Raw genomic sequence first — 20093 nt, forward strand, 5'->3', positions numbered from 1 at the left:
CCTTGAGCGGTTCGGACAAGGAGGTTTGCTGTTTTAGGGAATTGTCAAACTGCAGGAGCCCCCCGGCTTAGCCGGGGGATCACGTCAAGGATTTGTGTTTATCGAATCCCTGTTCACAGCTTTTCCGGCGCAGATCGCCATCAGAAGAATAATTTTTTCAAAGAGGAACAGCGTTAACAACACACTTTCAAAACAAATAGGAGAGCAAGTCCATCATGGCCTGCCCTAGGACACCCTCAGCAACGCCGCTCACTTCGAAAAGGGTACTCCTGACGGACTTGGAGCGAAAAGAAGCGGTTCCGTTTTCGGCTTCAGCCGGAGACGGAACCGCTTCTTTTCGCTTCGAGGGGGTCTGGGGGGCATCATGCCCCCCAAGCCCGCCGGGAGGCATTTACTTCTTCAGATTCTCAGCCAGCAGCTCGGAGATGTGCGTCACCTTGAGGCCCTTGCCGTCCTTCTCCGCGCCGCCGCGGATCTGAAGCACGCAGCCGGGGCAGTCCATGACCACACGGGCCGCGCCGGTATCCGCGATGCCGTCCAGCTTCTTGCGAAGCAGCGCGGCGGACACTTCGGGGAACTTGGCGGAGTACGTGCCGCCGAAACCGCAGCACACTTCCTCTTCGGCAGCCGGAACATAGTCGGCGGCAGCGGCGATGAGTTCACGCGGGGCTTCCTTCACGCCAAGGCCACGGCAAAGGTGACAAGAGGCGTGATAGGTTACCTTTTCGTCGCTGTGGTTGAAGCTTTCGGCGCTCAGTCCGAGCTTTTCCTTGGCGAACGTGCTGAAGTCCATAACCTTGTCCGCAAGCGCCTTTGCGCGGGCCTGACGGCCGGGCTGCCCGGCGAACAGTTCCACATAGCCTTCCTTGAGCTGCGAGGCGCAGGAGGCGCAAAGGGTCAGGATGACATCGTAATCGCCCTTCTCGAAGGCGTCCATATTCTGGAGCGCCACGTCGCGGGCGGTTTCGCGCTGGCCCATCATCACCACGGGCAGGCCGCAGCAGGACTGATCCATCGGGAAGTCCACACGGATGTTGTGGCCCTGCATGAGCTTTACGGCCGCTTCAAGCTGCTCGGGATACACGAAGTCCTGTACACAGCCCGCAAAGATGGCCACACGCAGCGAGGGGTTCGCGGAAACCGGGCGATCCAGCTTTTCCCAGCGGTCGCGGAACGCCTTGTCGGCGATGGCGGGCAGGGCGCGGAATTCGTTGTCCTTGGCGAACATGGAAGGCAGATGGCGGATGAACTGCTCGCCGCCGGTGAGCGGCTTCTGGGCGTACTTGGCGAACTTCAAAAGCGTATGGAACGCCTTGCGGTTCTTGAGGGTGGACGCCAGCAGGTTCATGGGCAGGCTGTTGCCGTCCTGCTCAATGTACCGCATACGGATTTCCTCAATCAGGCCGGGCAGGTCGATACCCGCCGCGCAGACGCTCTTGCAGGCCTGGCAGTTCACGCAGTTCTGGACGAGCGCCTTGGCGCGGTCCTTGCCGTGGAACAGATAGGTCAGGATGAGGCCGATGGCCCCGATGTAGATGTAGCCCATGCGGTGCCCGCCCACGAGACGGTACACGGGGCACACGTTGGCGCATGCGCCGCAGCGCACGCAGCGCAGGGCCTGCGACAGGATGGGATCGTTGAGCACGGCTTTACGGCCATTGTCCACGAACACCACGTGCATACTCTTCTTGCCGTCGGGCGCGGAAGCCGTGGGCACGCCGCCGGCGATCCACGTGACGTAGGAGGTCAGATGCTGGCCCGTGGCGTTACGGGGCAACACGCGGAGGGTCGCCATCGCGTCGTCGAACGAGGGGATCAGCTTGTCGATGCCGCCCACCGCGACATGCACGCGGGGCAACGTGGTGACCATGCGGGCGTTGCCTTCGTTGGTCACGAGGCCGATAGCGCCGGATTCGGCCACGGCGAAGTTCATGCCGGAAATGCCCATGTCGGCTTCGGCGAACTTGCGGCGCAGCTCGCGGCGGGCCACGCGCACGAGGCTGGTGATGTCTTCGGTCTGGTGCTTGCCGGTTTCCTTGGTGAAGGTATCGGCAACCTGCGTGCGGGACAGGTGGATAGCGGGCATGACCATGTGGGAAGGCCCTTCATGGCGAAGCTGGATGATCCATTCCGCAAGGTCGGTTTCCACCACTTCCATGCCCTTGGCTTCAAGGGCCGTATTGGTCTGGATTTCCTCGACGGTCATGGATTTGGACTTCACGACCATCTTACAGCCGTTTTCTTCCGCGATCTTGGCGATGATGCGGTTGGCGTCGGCGGCATCTCTGGCAAGATGCACCTGCACCCCGCGCTTTTCGGCCTCTTCCTTGAACTGTACGAACAGCTCGTCGAGGTGCCTGACCGATTCGTCCTTACGGGCGGCGACTTCGGCGATCAGCTCGCGGTCGTTCAGACCGGAGTAGATGCGCTCACGGCTGGCCCGGTAATCCACCGCGAACTTGTCCAAGGCGCGGCGCTGGAACGTATCCTCCAGCGCGGCGGACAGGTCGGTACGGTAGTTTTTTATATCGCGTGCGGGTTCTTTCATATGGCAATCCTTATGGTAAATCGACTGGGAAGCGGCTTCCCGTACGAAAACTAGTCGTTGATGAGCACGGCGTGCAGATACAACGGGCCATGAACGCCCAGCGTCAGCACACGCTCGATGTCGGCGGTACGGCTCGGCCCGCTGATGAAAGCCAGAAATTCGGGTTCGGCCTTGCCGAAGAACTTCTGGAGCACCTCCGCGCCGTTTTCATTGCCGGGCAGGATGGTCGAGCGGCGGATGAGCAGCACGCTTGTTTCCGGAAGCATGGTCGCCAGCCGGATGTCTTCGTTGGTGCTCTCAACCACACAGGTCCCCGTATCGGCGAGGCCGCACGCGGCCCACGCAACGCCGACTTCCATGCCGCCGGCGTATTCCCGCAGGCCCCCTTCAACGAAAACGAGGCCCTTCTCTTCGCATCCCTTGCGGAGGATCTCGGCCTGTTCAGCGGGCAGGCCGGGCGCTGCGAGGATATTGCCTTTGCGTTCCGGCTCGGCGCCCATGAGCTGCTCATGAGGCTCGGCGGCCTGACACAGTTCGAGGGCGTACTGCAAAGCCTCGTCCACCGACGCGACTTCCTTTACCGTAGCCGCAATGGCTATGGACCGTTGTTTCCAGAGTTCAGCAGGAGTCTGTTCCATTGTTTTTTCCTGGTTGCAAGTGATGCGGACCCCCCGTCTCCGAATCCGGAAACGGTCCCGCTACAAGAAGTGTTTCTTGATAGTATGTTTATTTTTTTGCGATTAGGCAACCCCCCGCCTTCTTGTTCTTTTTTCCAGAGGCGAAATTCGGGGAGGGGAAGAGGCCCCTTTCTGAAGGAAGGGGCCTCTTCCCCTCCCCAATCCCCGCCCCTCCTCCCCAAAGATTTTTGTCCTTATCGAATCCCTGTTCGAGGACGCGGGGGTTCATTGAAATTTCCCTTCAACCGATAAGCATAAAAGAAAAAAGACATTGAATACAAGCCCTACGGGGAGACGACCTCTTCGAATAAAAAAGGATTTCTTACAAAAAAGAACACATTGGGAAAGTACCCACGGGAGGCACCCCATTTTCCGCCGGAACGAACTCCCGCCGCGCAGCCTCCCCACCAGCCGGAATTTTTGCGGGTGAGGGTCCGGGGGAGGGCTCTTTTTATAAAAAGCGCCCTCCCCCGGTTCTCTCCCCCCCTACCCCCTATTCAATCCAGTTCGCGGCGCGGCCTACGGCGCGATGCCAGTTGTGGAGCAGCTCGGCGCGGCGCTCCTCGTCCATGGCGGGCTCGAAGCGGCGATCCAGCTTCCACAGGGTGGACACCTCTTCCTCGCTGTCCCAGAAGCCGACGGCAAGCCCGGCGAGATAGGCCGCGCCGAGAGCCGTGGTCTCGGTGATCATGGGGCGTTCGACAGGCACGCCGAGCACGTTGGCCTGACACTGCATAAGCATGTTGTTCCGGCTGGCCCCACCGTCCACCCGGAGCGTGGAAAGCGGCAGCCCCGAGTCCTTCTTCATGCAATCCATGATATCCAAGGTCTGGAGCGCGATGGCCTCAATGGCGGCACGGGCGATATGCCCCCGGGTCACGCCGCGCGTCAGGCCCACGATGGCCCCGCGGGCGTACTGATCCCAGTAGGGCGCGCCAAGCCCGGCAAAGGCGGGCACGAAAAACACGCCGCCGTTGTCCCGCACCGTGGAGGCAAGGGGCTCAATCTCGGCGGCGTCGCTGATGATCTGGAGACCGTCGCGCAGCCACTGCACCACCGCCCCGGCGATGAACACGCTGCCCTCAAGGGCGTAGCGCAGCCCGTAGCCGCAGTTCCAGCCCACCGTGGTGAGCAGGTTGTTCTCGCTGCGCCGGGCTTCAGTCCCGGTGTTCATGAGAAGGAAGCACCCGGTCCCGTAGGTGTTCTTCGCCATGCCCGGAAGCATACAGGCATTGCCGTAGGTCGCGGCCTGCTGATCCCCGGCGTCGCCCGCCAGAGGAAGGCTGTGGCCAAGGAATTCTGGATGCATGTGCCCCATGATCCCGGATGAGGGGACCACCTTCGGCAGCATGGAACGCGGCACGGAAAGCAGCTCAAGCAGTTCGTCGTCCCAGTCCCCGGTGTGGATATTGAACATCAGGGTACGGCTGGCGTTGGAGGGATCGGTCGCGTGGACCGCGCCCTTGGTGAAATTCCAGATGAGCCACGAATCCACGGTCCCGAACAGCAGATCGCCCGCCTCGGCCTGTTCGCGCGCGCCGGGCACGTTCTCAAGAACCCAGCGGACTTTCGTGCCGGAAAAATAGGCGTCGAGCACGAGCCCCGTCTTTTCCGCGAACAGGCCGGCCTTCCCCTGTTCGCGCAGGCTGTCACAGAAGCCCGCAGTACGCCGGTCCTGCCAGACGATGGCGTTGTACACGGGCGCGCCGGTCCTGCGGTTCCAGACGACGGTGGTCTCGCGCTGGTTGGCGATGCCCACCGCCGCGACTTCAGAGCCCGTAATCCCCGCCTGCCGAAGGCACTTGGCCGCAACCACCGCCTGGCTGTCAAAAAGTTCGTTGGGGTTGTGCTCCACCCAGCCGGGCTGAGGATAGTGCTGCGTGAATTCCTGCTGGGCCATCTGAATGATGTTGCCGGAGCGGTCGAACAGGATGGCGCGTGAACTGGTCGTACCCTGGTCGAGGGCAAGAATATAACGGCTCATAGGGACTCCTTGCACGTTCGATTTCGAAAGTTGATACGTGGAAGATACAATCTTCCGGCGGCATGATAAAGAGATTTTCCAAGAGCCGGCGCGTTCCCGAAGCAGAAAACGCCCCTCAATACGCCATTGCAACAGAACATGTTCCCTTATGAAACGGCAACGGGACGCTGGAAATCTCGACAACTTTCTGCTTTCAGGGTATTTTGCCTTCAGATTTCTCATTCTGGCAGAGGCCTTTTCCGTTTTCACTTTCGAACTTCGTGATTCCAGAACCTTTTCAGGTCGTTTTTCATGCAGAAATACATTGACTTCCATACCTGCCCCCCCGTCCCGCTGGTCGTCGCCCATCGCGGCGCGCGCGGACATGCCCCGGAAAACACGCTTACGGCGGCCGCCCTCGGCTATGCCGTTCAGGCCGATCTCTGGGAACTCGACGCCAACTATACCAAAGACGGCAAACTGGTGGTGATGCACGACGACACCCTCGTCCGTACCACCGACGTGGAAACGGCCTTCCCCGGCCGCCCCTCCTATCGCGTATGCGATTTCACGCTGGACGAGATCAAGAGCCTCGACGCCGGATCATGGTACGCCGGGCGCGATCAGTTCGGCCGCGTCGCCGCCGGGGAGATCGACGCCGACACGCTGAAAAGCTTTGACGGCCTGACCGTCCCCACCCTTGAGGAGGCCCTTGCCTTCACCAAGGACAACGGCTGGTACGTCAACGTCGAGATCAAGAACCATTCACACCTCATCGGTCACGAAACCGTAACAAAGGACGTGTTAGACCTCATCCGCCGCCTCGATATGGTGGAACAAGTCATCATTTCCTCGTTCCAGCACCGTTATCTGGAAGAATGCCGCGTCCTGTGCCCCGAAATGGCCACCGGCGCGCTGGTCGAGCACATACGCCCCAGAGATCCGGCAGCCCTGTGCCGCCGGCTCCAGGTCAACGCCTACCACCCGGATCAGCGTATCCTCGCGCCCGGCGACCTTGCCGCGCTGCGCGATGCCGGATTCGCCGTCAATGTGTGGACCGTCAACGACATGAGCGAAGCCAAACGCCTCGTTGCCGAAGGCGCGACCGGCATCATTACCGATTTTCCCGCCGCCTGCCGCAAGGCGCTCGGAGAATGACGCACTGAAGGAGGGAGGAGAGACTTTCTGGAGAAGGTTTTTCCTCCCTTTTCAGACTTCCCATACCGGGGAGTGATACCCATCTTGCCGGGCGCGCCCCGGCGGACGTTCCGGGGACTGGCCCCGGAGAGGATACAACCGGACGGTTTCCGTCCGCCAATGCAGGAGAGCACATGCGTTCCTTCCGTCTGATGGCCCTGCTGGCCATGTGTCTGATGCTGCTGGCCGCACCTGTCCAGGCCAAAACCACCATTACCTTCTGGCACGGCATGGGTGGCGAACTCGGTGAAATCACCGACGAGATGATCAAGGAATTCAACGCGTCTCAGGACAAGTACGAAGTCAAGGGCGTCTACAAGGGCAACTATGACGAAGCCATGACCGCCGCCATCGCCGCCTTCCGCGCCAAACAGCACCCCAACCTGATCCAGATTTTTGAAGTGGGCACCGCCAGCATGATGGCCGCCAAGGGCGCCATCCGCCCCGTGTATGAAATCATGGAAGCCGCCGGCACCCCGGTGGACACCTCCAAGCTCCTCGGCTCCGTGGCCAGCTACTACTCCTCCACGGACGGCAAGCTCATCGCCATGCCCTTCAACGCCTCCACCACCGTCCTCTACTACAACAAGGACGCCGTGAAGAAGGCCGGCGGCGACCCGGACCATTTCCCCACGACGTGGCCCGAAGTGGCCGAACTCGCCAAGAAAATCAAGGAATCCGGCGCGTGCAAGTACGGCCTCACCTCCGGCTGGCAGTCCTGGGTGCAGCTTGAAAGCTTCTCCGCGTGGCACAACGTCCCCTTCGCCACCAACAACAACGGCTACGACGGCCTCGACACGAAGCTCCTGTTCAACAGCCCCCTGCACGTCAAGCACATCGACTTCCTGTCCAAGCTCCAGAAGGACGGCGTGATGGTCTACGTGGGCCGCAAGTCCGAAGCCATCAACGCGTTCACCTCCGGCGAAGCCGGCATCCTCATGAACTCCTCCGGCTCCTACGCCGCCGTGAAGGCCGGTGCCAAGTTCCAGTGGGGCGTGGCGCTGCTCCCCTACTGGCCCGACGTGAAGGGCGCTCCCCAGAACACCGTGATCGGCGGCGCAGCCATCTGGGCCATGGCCGGACACTCCAAGGACGCCGAAAAGGGCGCCGCCGCGTTCCTGAACTACCTCCTCAAGCCTGAAGTGCAGGCCCGCTTCCACCAGCTCACCGGCTACGTGCCCGTCACCCTGGAAGGCTACGAGCTGACCAAGCAGCAGGGCTTCTACGACAAGAACCCCGGCACCGACATCGCCGTGAAGGCCCTTTCCGACAAGAAGCCCACCATCAACTCGCTGGGCCTGCGCCTCGGCAACTTCGTCCAGATCCGCAACATCATCGACGAAGAGCTCGAAGCCGTCTGGGCCGGCAAGAAGACCGCCAAGCAGGCGCTCGACGCCGCTGTGGAACGCGGCAACGCCGAACTGGCGCGTTTCGCCAAGGCCAACAAGAAGTAAACGCTGATCCGCAGCACAAAGGGAGGGGGCCCGCCGGGCCTCCCCCCGTTTCCTCCGGGGCGTCTTTCGCGGCCTTTCCGCCGCAAGGGACGCCCCCAACCCGCACAAGGAGCCGCTATGCAGGATGGACGTTACGCGTTCAGGGGCAAGAAACACCTGCTTCTTCCCCTCCTCTTCCTGCTGCCCCAGCTCGCCATCACGGTGGTGTTTTTCTTCTACCCCGCCGGTGAAGCGCTCATGGGGTCGTTCTACATGGAAGACTCTTTCGGTCTTTCCAAAGAATTCATAGGATTGGACAACTTCATCACGCTGTTTTCCGATCCGAGCTATCTGGAAACGCTGCGCTTGACGCTCGTGTTCAGCCTCGCCACCATCGTCCTCACGATGGGGACCGCCCTGCTGTTCGCGGTCCTCGCCGATCAGGTGAACTGGGGCGGCACGCTGTACAAATCCATGCTCATCATCCCCTACGCCGTCGCGCCGCCGCTCGCGGGCGTGCTCTGGCTGTTCCTGTTCAACCCTTCCGGAGGCGTGCTCACCGAGCTGCTCCACCACTTCGGGTATACGTGGAACCACAAAATCAACGGCAATCAGGCCCTTTTCCTGCTGATCGTTTCGGCCTCATGGAAACAGATCTCGTATAACTTCCTGTTCTTCCTCGCCGGGCTGCACGCCATCCCCCGCTCGCTCATCGAGGCCGCGGCCATCGACGGCGCGTCCCCGTGGCGGCGGTTCCGCACGATCATTTTCCCGCTTCTGTCGCCCACAAGCTTCTTCCTGCTTGTGGTGAACACGATCTATACGCTGTTCGAAACCTTCGGCATCGTCCATGCCGTCACACAGGGCGGCCCCTCAAAGGCCACGGAAACCCTCATCTACAAGGTTTTCAACGACGGCTTCATCGGGCTCGACTTCGGCGGCTCCTCGGCCCAGTCCGTGGTGCTGATGCTCATCGTCATGGTCCTGACCTTCCTCCAGTTCCGTTACGTGGAACGCAAGGTGACCTATTAGGTCAAGGAACGCAGTATGGTAGAAAAGAAAGGACTGGGAAAAGCCATCGGGCACGCCTTCCTCTGGTTCGGCATCGCCATTGTGCTCTTTCCCCTTTATATAGCGCTGGTCGCCACGACCCACACGTTCGACGTGCTCATCGGCTCCACGCCGTTGTGGTTCGGCGGCGAGTTCCTCAAGAACTTCACCACCGTCCTCACGCAGGGCCTCAAGGCGGCGGGCGGCATCCCCGTGTGGGTGATGATGGCCAACAGCCTCGTCATGGCCCTCGGCATCGCCATCGGGAAAATCGCCATTTCCATCACGGCGGCCTACGCCATCGTCTATTTCCGTTTCCCCGGCCGCGAGCTGTGCTTCGTGCTCATCTTCATCACGCTGATGATGCCGGTTGAAGTCCGCATCGTGCCCACGTTCCAAGTGGCGGCGAACCTCAATTTCATCGACAGCTACCTCGGCCTTGTCCTGCCGCTCATCGCCTCGGCGACGGCGACCTTCCTGTACCGCCAGATGTTCATGACCATCCCGGCGGAACTGCTTGAGGCCGCGCGCATCGACGGGGCCGGGCCGTGGCGTTTCTTTGTGGACGTAGTGCTGCCCCTTTCCCGCACGAACACCGCCGCGCTGTTCGTGGTGCTGTTCATCTACGGCTGGAACCAGTACCTCTGGCCCCTGCTCGTCACCAACCAGGAAAGCATGTACACCATCGTCATGGGCATCCAGCGCATGGTGAACATCCCCGACGCCGTGCCGGAGTGGAACCTCATCATGGCCGTTGCGCTTCTGGGTATGCTGCCCCCCCTGCTGGTGGTGCTCGGCATGCAGAAGCTTTTCGTCCGTGGCCTCGTGGAAACCGAAAAATAAGCCCGCCAAAAGGATACCAGCATGGCACGCGTCCAGCTCAAGAACGTAGAAAAGACTTTCAATAAAAATAAGGTACTGAAGGGCATCAACGTCGAAGTCCCGGACGGCTCCTTCATGGTCATGGTCGGGCCTTCCGGCTGCGGCAAATCCACGGCCCTGCGCTGCATCGCCGGGCTTGAGGAAGTCACCGGCGGCAGCATCTTCATCGGCGACGAGGACGTCACCAGCAAGGAACCCAAGGATCGCAACATTGCGATGGTGTTCCAGAACTACGCCCTCTACCCGCACATGAACGTGTTCGACAACATCACCTACGGGCTCAAGGTGCGCGGCATCCCGGCGGACGAGCGCAAGCGCCGCGCCGAGGACGCCGCCAAGCTCCTCGGGCTCGACGGACTGCTCGACCGTATGCCCAAACAGCTTTCCGGCGGCCAGCGCCAGCGTGTGGCCATGGGCCGGGCCATCGTGCGCGAGCCCAGCGTGTTCCTCTTCGACGAACCGCTTTCCAACCTCGACGCCAACCTCCGCAACCAGATGCGCATCGAGCTGCGCCGTCTGCACCAGCGTCTGGCGACCACCAGCATCTACGTGACGCACGATCAGGTGGAGGCCATGACCCTCGCCGAGAAAATCCTCGTGCTCCGCGCCGGGAACATCGAACAGTACGGCACGCCGGACGACATCTACCTGCATCCGGCCTCCGTATTCGTTGCCCAGTTCATGGGCTCCCCGTCCATGAACATGATCCCCGCGACCACGGACGGTGAGAAGCTGATCCTGCCCGACGGCACGCCGCTTTCCGGCGTCGCCGCCTCCGACATCCGGCTTGCCGCAGCGCCCTCCAAGGACGTGCTCGTCGGCCTGCGCTGCGAAGACCTGCTGCTCGATCCCGAAGGTTCCGTGCAGGTCACCGTGGACATCATCGAAGCGCTCGGCCCGGACACGCTGGCCTACTGCCATCCCATCGCAGGGAAAGCGGGCGGCGGCGTTTCCGATCAGAGCGCCATCATCGTGCGTCTTCCCGGCACGCGCCGCCCCGCGCCCGGCGACGCCATCCGCCTTTCCGTCCGCGCCGGCCACGGCCACGTCTTCGATCCCGCCAGCGGTTTGCGCTGTTTGTAGAAGAGAAAAGATTGGGGAGGGGAGGGGGGACCTTTCTGGAGAAAGGTCCCCCCTCCCCTCCCCACCCCCCTCCTCTCTCCCTCCCAAGACTTTCGACTTTATCGAATCCCTCATGCCGTCTTTCCCTGTGCACGGAGAAGGCGGTATGTTTTTTCTTTATTTGCTTGTCTTGTTTTCCTTGCTATCTTTAAGAGATTGGATTTTTTCTTGGCAGGTTATCTGAAAAAAAGTGCTGGCTGTTGTTTTGTCTAAAATGACGCAGGCACAGAACTCCCCACCGGTTCCCTTCTCCTCCCAAACCGCAATATCATGCAAGACACAAAGGCAGGGACGAGTAGCATAGGCCCATGATCAAAGAAACACGAACCATACACTACGACGCGGAACTCGCCATCGAAGCCTACTGGCTCCAGAACGTGCTGGAGCCCTTCCCTGATCATTTCCACGACTACTACCTGATCGGGTTCATCGAGAAGGGCGCGCGGGAACTGACTTGCGGCGGACAGAAATACATCACCACCGAAGGCGACCTGTTCACCCTCAACCCCCACGAGCCGCACGGCTGCCGCTCCTATGACGGAAAACCGTTCAGCTACCGGGGCATCGGCGTGCTGCCCGACGTCATGCGCGCGGCCATGCGGGAAATCACGGGGCAGGCCATCCTGCCGCGGTTCCGGGAGCGCATCCTGAGCCAGAGCGAACTGGCGTGTTCGCTGCGCGACCTGCACGCCATGATCGTTCAGGAAGACAAGGAGTTCCGGAAGGAAGAAATCTTTCTGATGCTTCTGGGGCAGCTTCTGCGCGATAACGCCGGAGAAACGCCCCTGCCCGATGCGTACAAGGACGAATCCGACATCGGGGCCGTATGCGCCTACCTTGAGGAGCACTCGGGCGAGCCGGTTTCGCTGGATCAGCTCGGAGAGGTCGCGGGGCTGAGCAAGTATTACCTCCTGCGCTCGTTCACCAAGCAGAAGGGCATCTCGCCGTACCGGTATCTCGAAACCATCCGCATCGCCAAAGCACGGAAACTGCTTGAGCGGAACGTGCCGATGATCGAGGTGGCGCTCCAGACGGGCTTTGCGGATCAGAGCCACTTTTCCCGCTTCTTCAAGCGGCTCATCGGGGTCACGCCCCGGCAATACGCGGAAATCTTCGGCGGCAGGCAAGCATGAAAAACGAAACCGCACTCGGCCATGTGCTGACCCTCATGACCATCATCATCTGGGGCACGACCTTCGTTTCGACAAAGGTACTCCTTGAGGCGTTCACTCCCATTGAAATCCTGTTTTTCCGGTTCACCCTCGGCTACCTCTCGCTGTGGGCCATCTATCCGCGCAAGGGCACATACGGCACGCTGCGGCAGGAGCTGCTCTTCGCGGCGGCGGGGCTGTGCGGGGTAACGCTCTATTTCCTGCTGGAAAACATCGCGCTGACCTATACGTTCGCGTCCAACGTGGGGGTCATCATTTCGATCGCACCGTTCTTCACCGCATTTCTGGCGAATTGGCTGCTGGACGGCGAGCCGCTGCGGAAACGCTTTTTCGTCGGGTTCGCCGCCGCGCTGACGGGTATTATCCTCATCGGTTTGAACGGCAACTTCGTCCTCAAGCTCAACCCCGTCGGGGACATCCTCGCCACGCTGGCGGCGGTGGTCTGGGCCTGTTACTCCATCCTCATGAAGAAAATCGGCGCGTTCCGCATGAATATGGTGTTCTGCACGCGCAAGGTGTTCTTCTACGGCCTGCTGTTCATGCTTCCCGCGCTGTTCATCTTTGACTGCCGCCTCGGGCTCGAACGCTTCGCGTCCCCGGTCAATACGCTGAACCTCCTCTACCTCGGATTCGGCGCGTCCGCCCTCTGCTTCGTTACGTGGAACTGGGCGGTCAGGATTCTCGGCGCAGTCAAGACCACCGTGTACATCTACCTCGTCCCTGTGGTGACGGTCGTGTCTTCGGTGATCATCCTTCACGAGACGATCATGCCCCTCGCCATTGTCGGAACGGCCCTCACCCTTACAGGGCTGATCGTTTCACAACGATAGAAGACGTGGAAGAAAGAGGGAATTTTTCTTGGAAAAACGGCCCCTCCTTCACCTAATACTCTTCCTTTTCAGACAATTTTCCTCATCACATCATAAAGCCGCTTTTTCCTATAGGAAAAAGCGGCTTTATGATGTTCCGAAGGGAGAAACACATTTTATTACAACCAATTTATTGGAATTATTGATCCATATTGTATAGGCAGGAAAAAAATAAGCCGCTTTTAGCCGTGCCGCCTTCTCCGGCCCTTGACAATGATTCGATATCGAACTAAAAGTCTCTCCATGAAGTACAGCGCTATTTTCTCCCATGCCAGCCGCCTCCGCGAATCGGGCAACCGCTTCATCCTTGCGGAACTCGAAAAGGTCGGGCTCAGCGACATCGCCCCCAGCCACGGCGACATTCTGGTGCGGCTTCTGGCCTGCGAAGCCTGCAACATGAGCGAGCTTGCCAAGCAGGTACACCGGACCAAGTCCACCGTGACGGCACTGGTGGAAAAACTGGAGCGGAACGGTTATGTGCTGCGCATACCGGATCCGGAGGATTCCCGGGGGGTGCTGGTACGCCTGACGGACAAGGGGCGCGCACTGGAACCGGCTTTTGAAGCGATTTCCAACGGCCTGCAGCGGCTGATCACTGATCGGCTCAGCGAAGAAGAAACGGCTCTTCTGGATCGGCTTCTGGACAAGTGTGTGAACGGCTAGGGGCAACCGCCCTTTTTTCGGATTGATTAGTTCGATATCAAACTAAATAGGAGACGAATCATGGCTCAGTACAAACTGGCGCATATCGACATGAAGGGAAACCGCGGCGAACTGCACGACCTCCTAAACCTCACGGGCGCGGAAGTGTCCTGCAACACCCTGCCCGCCGGGGCCAGCGTGCCCTTTGTGCATCACCATACCCAGAATGAGGAAGTCTACCTCATCCTTGAGGGCAAGGGGATGCTGTACATCGACGGGGAAGAATTGCCGCTGAAGGAAGGGGATTGCTTCCGCATTGACCCGCAGGGGGAACGTTGCCTGCGCGCGGCGGACGACAGCGCCATGCGTTTCATCTGTATTCAGGCCAAGGCGGGCAGCCTTGAAGGCTTCACCATGAGCGACGCGGTCGTGACGGAATCCGGCAGCAAACCGAGCTGGCTGTAAGCCGCTCCATCGCCGGGCCGAGGCCGCATCACTGCAACGCCGCGACGGGGCCTTCGATGCAGCCAGAAGCCTTGAAAAATAAGGGAGGGGAACCTCCCGTGGTCCTTTGCTGAAAGGGCGGGAGGCGATCCCTTGGGATCGCCTCTCCTTTATGGGGCAAAACAGCCCGCCCGCATCAGCCCAAGAACAGGCGCAACGCGGACGCTCTGGAGCCGGAAGGCGGGGTCAGCGCTTCCGGGCCGACACGAGCAGCATCATAGGACGGCGGAGTTCATCCCGCATGATTTCCGGATAGGCTTCCAAAAGGCCAGGTTCCGGTTGCGGCTCCACAAGTTCCAGCAATTCGAATCCGTTCTGGAGAAGTCCGTTGACGTAGGCCGTCAGGGTTTTGTGATACTTCATGACCTCTTCGCCGAGGAAACCGGCCTTGCGGACGCCCTCGGAAAAATAGCTGTCCACGGGCCAGTGGAGATGATTCCCCTGCGCGTCGCAATACCATTCCTGCGATCCCTGCGCGGTGAATACCGGATGCTCCACGGAAAAGACGAAGCGCCCTCCGGCGGAGAGGCAGCGGTTCACCTTGGCGCACAGGCCGCCGAACGACTCGATATAGTGGAAGGCGAGAGAGCTTATCGCCACATCGAACGAGTCCGCCGGGAAATCGATAGCTTCAATCGGCATACGCAGGTACTGGATGGCGGGTGAATCCGTCATGGCCCGGGCCTCGGCCAGCATCCTTTCGGACAGGTCGACGCCCACCACGGAGGCAGCCCCCTGTTCGACGGCATACCGGCAATGCCAGCCGAAGCCGCAGCCCAGATCAAGCACCCGCTTGCCCTCTAACGGAGGAAGCATCCTCCGCAGCACATGCCACTCCCCGGCGGCGGCAAGCCCTTCCTTTGAGCGCGGCATCCAGCTGTATTTGCCGAAAAACGTCGGGTCGTCGTATTTATTCTCTTTCATTGTGTCTTCCGGTTGGCCAACGCCTCCTCGTCCAAAGGGGAAGCGCGGGGTTAAAAAAGGGAGCCCTTCGGCTCCCCCTGTCATTTATCCGTTCAGATAGGCCTTGTTCACCACGCTTTTGGGCTGGCCCGCCATCCACCCGGCGATGTTCTCGGCGATGATCCGGGTGATGTTCTGCCGGGCGGTACGGGTGGCCCAGGCGATATGCGGAGTCAGCAGGGTATTGGGGCTGGCCAGCAGCGGATTGTCCTGCGCGATGGGCTCCACGGACACCACGTCCGCGCCGAGCCCGCCAAGCTTTCCGGATGCGAGGGCCTCAGCGACGGCGGCCTCGTCGAGCAGCGGCCCGCGCGCAAGATTCAGGAGGATGGCCCCGTCCTTCATGGAAGCGATGTTGGCGGCGTTGACGATGGCGCGGGTCTGATCCGTCAGCGGGCAATGCAGGGACAGCACGTCCGAAGCGCGGAACAGTTCGTCCATCTCCACAAATTCGACAGGGAAAGATACGGGAGCGGAAGAGGCCGACAATTCGGCGGCGGATTTGCGGGCGGAAGCGGCAATCACCTTCATGCCGAACGCGTGCGCCAGTTCGGCGACGCGGCGCCCGATGGTCCCGAAACCGAGGATGCCCATAACCTTGCCCGAAAGCTCCACCTGCGGCGTATCCCAGAAACACCAGTCCGGCCCGGCGGCCCAGCGCCCGGAGCGGATGCCCGCGTCGTGCAGGGCCGTGCGGCGGCACAGTTCCAACAGCAGGGCGAAGGCATGTTGCGCCACGGCTTCCGTGCCGTAGTTCACCACGTTCATCACCGGGATGCCCCGTTTGCCCGCCGCAGCGATATCCACCACGTCGTACCCCGTGGCGATGACCCCGATGCAGCGCAGGTCCGGCAAGGCCGCCAGCGTGTCCGCATTCAAGCGGGTTTTGTTGGTGATCAGGATCTCCGCGCCCCGGCTCCGCTCCAGCACATCTTCAGGATTGGTGCGGTCATACACCGTCAGATCGCCGAGCGCCGCCAGCGGGTCCCACGGATTGTCGCCGGGATTCAGGGTATAGCCGTCAAGAACAACGATTTTCATGGCACCGCTCCGATTGATGTTCGGTTGATGTTCAAAGGAACGAAGAGGATACCGGATACGTTCACCCTTTGACAAGAGCCCCGGCCTGAGCCAAAAGAAAAGCTCACGCTTCCGAGCGCGTTCCGGACATCCCCTTGCCCGGCCCTCAAAAACGCTCTTTCCCAACAGGCCACCTTTACTGACTTTCCAAATCTTGACTGCTGCCCTCCCCAATGCCTTCTCCCCCGTCTCTCCTCTCCACCAACACAACAGGAGCCGCACCATGACCGATCTGCCCCCCTGCCAAGCAGCCTCCGAACTGCGCCGCCTCACGGACGCGGCCCTGAGCGCCGTAGCACCCGACGGGGCCGTACTGCGCCACCTTCACCTTGATGGAGGCAAACTGACCCTGATCGACGAATACGGAGCCCCCGCGTGGTCGGGCCGCCTCGACGCCTACCGCCGTATCCGCGTGCTCGGCGCGGGCAAGGGCGCGGCCCCGATGGCGGCTGCGCTGGAAAACCTGCTCGGCGACCGTATCAGCGACGGGCTCGTGATCGTCAAATACGGGCACGATCTGCCGGAAGGGCAACGGACCAGACACATCAGGATCAAGGAAGGCGGACACCCGGTCCCCGATGAGGCGGGCGCGGCGGCTGCGGGCGAAATCGTGGACATGGCCCGGGACAGCCGCGAGGACGATCTCGTCCTGTGCACGTTTACAGGCGGGGCCAGCGCGCTTACCCCCGCCCTGCATCCGGAAATCCCGCTGGCCGACATGCAGCGGCTTACCTGTATGCTGCTGGAATGCGGAGCGACAATCCATGAGATCAATACGCTGCGCAAACACCTTTCCCGCTTCAGCGGAGGCAGCCTCGTGCGCGCGGCCTTCCCGGCCACCGTGCTCGGGCTCATCGTATCCGATGTGGTGGGCGACGACCTTGACGTCATCGCCTCCGGCCCCACCGTGCCCGATCCGAGCACCTTCGCCGATTGCCTGCGGGTAGTGGAGCATTACGGCCTGCGCTGGAAAATGCCGCAATCGATCTGGGCACATATCGAAGGAGGGCTCCAAGGCCGCACCCCGGAAACGCCGAAGGCGGACGAACCGGCTTTCGGGCGCGTCCGCAACGTGCTCGTGGCCTCGGTGAAACAGGCCTTGGAAGCGGCGGCGGACGAGGCCGCGCGGTGCGGCTTCGTGCCCCGCATCCTCACGACGGCCATGAGCGGCGAAGCCCGGCGGACGGCGGCGCAACTCGTTGCCGAAGCCCGCCGCGCACAAGCGGGCCTGCGTCCCGGCGACGCGCCGCTCTGCCTGCTCGCCGGGGGCGAAACCACGGTGACCATCCGGGGCAGCGGCAAGGGGGGGCGCAATCAGGAAATGGCGCTCGCCGCCACGCTGGAACTGGCGGACGACCGCGGCATCGACCTCATTTGCGTGGGGACCGACGGCACGGACGGCCCCACGGACGCGGCGGGCGGCTACGCCTTCAGCGGCGATCTGGCACGGCTGCGCGCCATCGGGCTGCACCCGAAAGAAAGCCTCGACGCCAACGACAGCTACCCCTTGCTGCTCAAGGCCGGAACCCTCCTGCGCACCGGCCCCACGCGCACCAATGTCATGGATATGGCCATCATGCTGGTCAGGCCGAAATAACAGGAGCAGAAAACTCTTTTTAGGTCTTTTCGGCTATGTACAAGGCGAAAAAAGGAGAGTAATCGTTCTCGTTCATGACCGGCGGGTCAGGACGGGGTCCGGGACGGGGCGTCCCGGAAAAGCGCTGGATGCGGACAAGCGAGGAGCGAAACGCACAGGAACGGCATACCGTCCTTCCGGTCTCCGGGGCGGAAACGGCCCCGCGGGTTCAACAGATATGGGAGGAGATCATGTCTGGTTTATGGTATTTCTGGGGCAGCCTCGCGTTGCTGCTCGGCGGGTACTTCGTGTACGGCGCGTTCGTGGAAAAAGTGTTCGGAGCTGATTTCGGGCGTCTCACGCCGGTCAAAAGCCGGCGCGACGGCGTAGACTACATTGAACTGCCCCGCTACAAGATTTTTCTCATCCAGCTTCTGAACATCGCCGGGCTCGGCCCGGTGCTCGGCCCCATCCTTGGGGCGCTGTACGGGCCTTCCGCCCTGCTCTGGGTCGTGTTCGGCTGCATTTTCGGCGGCGCGGTGCATGACTACTGTTCGGCCATGATGTCCCTGCGCTACGGCGGAGCTTCCTATCCCGAGATCATCGGGCGCAACCTCGGCACCGGCGTCCGCCGCTTCATGGAAGTGTTCGCCATCGCGTTCATGATCATGGTCGGCGCGGTGTTCGTGCTCGGCCCCGCCGCCCTGCTCGCCAACCTGACGAGTTTCGGCCTGCCCTTCTGGGCCACGCTCATCTTCGCCTACTACTTCCTCGCCACGATCATGCCCATCGATACCATCATCGGGCGTATCTACCCCTTCTTCTCGGTCCTGCTGCTGGTAATGGCCTTCGGGCTTGCCGGTTCGCTCATGCTCAGCAGCCGCCCCGTTCTGCCCAACACCGACTTTTTCGTGAATACCGACCCGACCGGCCTTCCCATCTGGCCGCTCCTGTTCATCACCATCGCCTGCGGCGCGATCAGCGGCTTCCACGCCACCCAGTCGCCCCTCATGACCCGGTGCATGGAAAGCGAAAAGCACGGCCGGATGCTCTTTTACGGCCCCATGATCGCCGAAGGCGTCCTTGGGCTCATCTGGGTGACGCTTGGCCTGTCCTTCTACGAATCGCCCGAAGCCCTCGGCGCGGTCATCAAGGCCGGGACGCCCACGCTGGTGGTTCAGGAAATCTCCATGGCCCTGCTCGGCCCCATCGGCGGCATGCTCGCCATCCTCGGCGTGGTGGTGCTGCCCATTTCCACGGGCGACACGGCGTTCCGCAGCGCCCGCCTGCTGGTGGCCGATACCCTGCGCATCGATCAGGGCCCCATCGGCAAGCGCCTGATGATCGCCGTTCCGCTGTTCACTGCTGGCATCGCCCTGACCTTCGTGGACTTCGCGGTCATCTGGCGCTACTTCGGCTGGGCCAACCAGACCATGTCCTGCGTGACCCTGTGGGCCATCGCCGTCTACCTTGCCCGCCGCGAGCGCTTCCACTGGATAGCGACCCTTCCGGCGGCCTTCATGACCGTGGTGTGCGTCTCCTATCTCTGCTACGCGAAGATCGGGTTCGGCATGTCCGTCGAGATGTCCACGCTCATCGGCATCGCCTCGGCCGCCGCTTCGCTGGTGCTGTTCCTTTCTCGCGGCAAGCGTATGCCCGAGCTTGAGAACGAAGCGAGTTGCTAGAAAAAGCATGTGGGGAGGGGAACCTTTCTCCAGAAAGGTTCCCCTCCCCACACCCCACCCCATCCTCTCCCAAGACTTTCGCGCTTATCGAATCTCTGTTCACGGATTTCCCTGTTTTTCAGGAAAAGGAGCTTCGGCTCTTTTTTTATTTGGTAAAGGCAATGGAAAGGCAGGAAGAGAGAGAGAGAGAGAGAGAGAGAGAAAGCCCTCTCCGGAAAGTTCGGGCGAGGGCTTGTATTTATCATAAAGGTCAAATTGTTACAGCTTGCTCAGGGCCTTGATGACGGCATCCAGCTCACGGCTCATGGCGTCGATACATTCGTTTTCGTGTTCCGTATCGTCGTGCTTGACGGCCTGTTCCGCCGCAAGGACCAGATCGGCCAGAGGAGCGAGGGAAAGATTGGCGGTCACGCCCTTAAGCGTATGCAGTTCATTATGAGCCGTCTGGCGATCACCGGCACTCAGGGCATCACGAATCCGCCCTGCCGCATCCCCATACGACGCGGCGAATTTCGCCAGCAATTTCCGGTAGAGCTGTTCGTTTCCCATCAGGCGCTTGACGCCGGATTCCCAATCAACGCCGGGAATAATGCTCCCCGGCTGAGTTTCCCTATCCGACATATTTCCCCCTCAGTGAAATACTGTGGGAAGATTATGCCAAACATGCCATCCCTTTGCAATGTCTCATTTCTCGGCTTGAAGCCCCACGGCGGGGCCGATCAAGTCGGAA

17 protein-coding genes are annotated in these 20093 nt (G+C 61.2%); 11 read left to right on the forward strand and 6 right to left on the reverse strand.

All coding sequences use genetic code 11. From position 1 onward, the window contains the following. Window positions 1-391 precede the first annotated feature (391 nt). The 3 genes from ldhH to glpK all read right to left on the reverse strand — a co-directional run bounded on the left by ldhH (window position 392) and on the right by glpK (window position 5209). Entirely contained in the window at window positions 392-2548 is a 2157-nt protein-coding gene (gene ldhH / locus T370_RS0113995; protein ID WP_005024894.1) for an L-lactate dehydrogenase (quinone) large subunit LdhH, read from the reverse strand. 50 nt (window positions 2549-2598) lie between these two features. Beyond that, a complete protein-coding gene (locus T370_RS0114000) occupies window positions 2599-3186 on the reverse strand; it encodes a LutC/YkgG family protein (protein ID WP_005024892.1) in 588 nt (195 codons plus the stop codon). Window positions 3187-3718: 532 nt separating this feature from the next. Then, window positions 3719-5209, reverse strand: a complete 1491-nt coding sequence (glpK, locus tag T370_RS0114010; RefSeq protein ID WP_029436071.1) for a glycerol kinase GlpK — start codon at window positions 5207-5209, stop codon at window positions 3719-3721. 291 nt (window positions 5210-5500) lie between these two features. Between glpK and T370_RS0114015 the strand changes: the two genes are divergently transcribed. From T370_RS0114015 to T370_RS0114055, 9 genes are all read left to right on the forward strand, one after another. Then, a complete protein-coding gene (locus T370_RS0114015) occupies window positions 5501-6346 on the forward strand; it encodes a glycerophosphodiester phosphodiesterase (protein WP_005024889.1) in 846 nt (281 codons plus the stop codon). Between the two features lie 173 nt (window positions 6347-6519). Then, on the forward strand, window positions 6520-7839 hold the full coding sequence (gene ugpB / locus T370_RS0114020) for a sn-glycerol-3-phosphate ABC transporter substrate-binding protein UgpB (RefSeq protein ID WP_029436072.1): 1320 nt from the start codon (window positions 6520-6522) through the stop codon (window positions 7837-7839). A 117-nt stretch (window positions 7840-7956) separates the two neighbouring features. Continuing rightward, a complete protein-coding gene (ugpA, locus tag T370_RS0114025; RefSeq protein WP_051643850.1) occupies window positions 7957-8850 on the forward strand; it encodes a sn-glycerol-3-phosphate ABC transporter permease UgpA in 894 nt (297 codons plus the stop codon). A 15-nt stretch (window positions 8851-8865) separates the two neighbouring features. Then, window positions 8866-9711, forward strand: a complete 846-nt coding sequence (gene ugpE / locus T370_RS0114030; RefSeq protein WP_005024883.1) for a sn-glycerol-3-phosphate ABC transporter permease UgpE — start codon at window positions 8866-8868, stop codon at window positions 9709-9711. Between the two features lie 21 nt (window positions 9712-9732). Then, window positions 9733-10833, forward strand: coding sequence for an ABC transporter ATP-binding protein (locus tag T370_RS0114035; RefSeq protein WP_029436074.1), 1101 nt, complete (start codon window positions 9733-9735; stop codon window positions 10831-10833). 347 nt (window positions 10834-11180) lie between these two features. Continuing rightward, window positions 11181-12005: an AraC family transcriptional regulator gene (locus T370_RS0114040; RefSeq protein WP_029436075.1), complete on the forward strand. Its 825-nt coding sequence runs from the start codon at window positions 11181-11183 to the stop codon at window positions 12003-12005. Then, window positions 12002-12874 (forward strand): DMT family transporter, encoded by an 873-nt coding sequence (locus T370_RS0114045; protein WP_029436076.1) that lies wholly within the window; start codon window positions 12002-12004, stop codon window positions 12872-12874. The genes T370_RS0114040 and T370_RS0114045 overlap by 4 nt, the downstream gene beginning before the upstream one ends. 282 nt (window positions 12875-13156) lie before the next feature. Beyond that, a complete protein-coding gene (locus T370_RS0114050; RefSeq protein WP_029436077.1) occupies window positions 13157-13576 on the forward strand; it encodes a MarR family winged helix-turn-helix transcriptional regulator in 420 nt (139 codons plus the stop codon). A 60-nt stretch (window positions 13577-13636) separates the two neighbouring features. Next, window positions 13637-14020 carry a cupin domain-containing protein gene (locus tag T370_RS0114055; protein WP_009733362.1) on the forward strand — a complete coding sequence of 128 codons (384 nt, stop codon included), beginning with the start codon at window positions 13637-13639 and terminating at the stop codon, window positions 14018-14020. A 225-nt stretch (window positions 14021-14245) separates the two neighbouring features. Here the strand turns inward: T370_RS0114055 and T370_RS0114060 are convergent, their stop codons facing one another. Both T370_RS0114060 and T370_RS0114065 read right to left on the reverse strand, forming a co-directional pair. Next, a complete protein-coding gene (locus tag T370_RS0114060) occupies window positions 14246-14983 on the reverse strand; it encodes a class I SAM-dependent methyltransferase (RefSeq protein ID WP_029436078.1) in 738 nt (245 codons plus the stop codon). A gap of 84 nt (window positions 14984-15067) precedes the next feature. Beyond that, on the reverse strand, window positions 15068-16063 hold the full coding sequence (locus T370_RS0114065) for a D-2-hydroxyacid dehydrogenase (RefSeq protein ID WP_005024870.1): 996 nt from the start codon (window positions 16061-16063) through the stop codon (window positions 15068-15070). A 262-nt stretch (window positions 16064-16325) separates the two neighbouring features. Here T370_RS0114065 and T370_RS0114070 point away from each other — a divergent pair, with 262 nt between their 5' ends. Together T370_RS0114070 and T370_RS0114075 are read left to right on the forward strand one after the other, a co-directional pair. Continuing rightward, complete coding sequence (locus T370_RS0114070; RefSeq protein ID WP_029436079.1) at window positions 16326-17699, forward strand: glycerate kinase type-2 family protein; 1374 nt, start codon at window positions 16326-16328, stop codon at window positions 17697-17699. 230 nt (window positions 17700-17929) lie between these two features. Then, a complete protein-coding gene (locus T370_RS0114075) occupies window positions 17930-19363 on the forward strand; it encodes a carbon starvation CstA family protein (protein WP_029436080.1) in 1434 nt (477 codons plus the stop codon). A 258-nt stretch (window positions 19364-19621) separates the two neighbouring features. Here the strand turns inward: T370_RS0114075 and T370_RS0114080 are convergent, their stop codons facing one another. Further along, entirely contained in the window at window positions 19622-19984 is a 363-nt protein-coding gene (locus tag T370_RS0114080; RefSeq protein ID WP_029436081.1) for an Hpt domain-containing protein, read from the reverse strand. Between the last annotated feature and the right edge of the window lie 109 nt (window positions 19985-20093).

The organism is Bilophila wadsworthia ATCC 49260 (assembly GCF_000701705.1).
In the GTDB taxonomy this organism is placed as follows: Bacteria; Desulfobacterota; Desulfovibrionia; order Desulfovibrionales; family Desulfovibrionaceae; genus Bilophila; species Bilophila wadsworthia.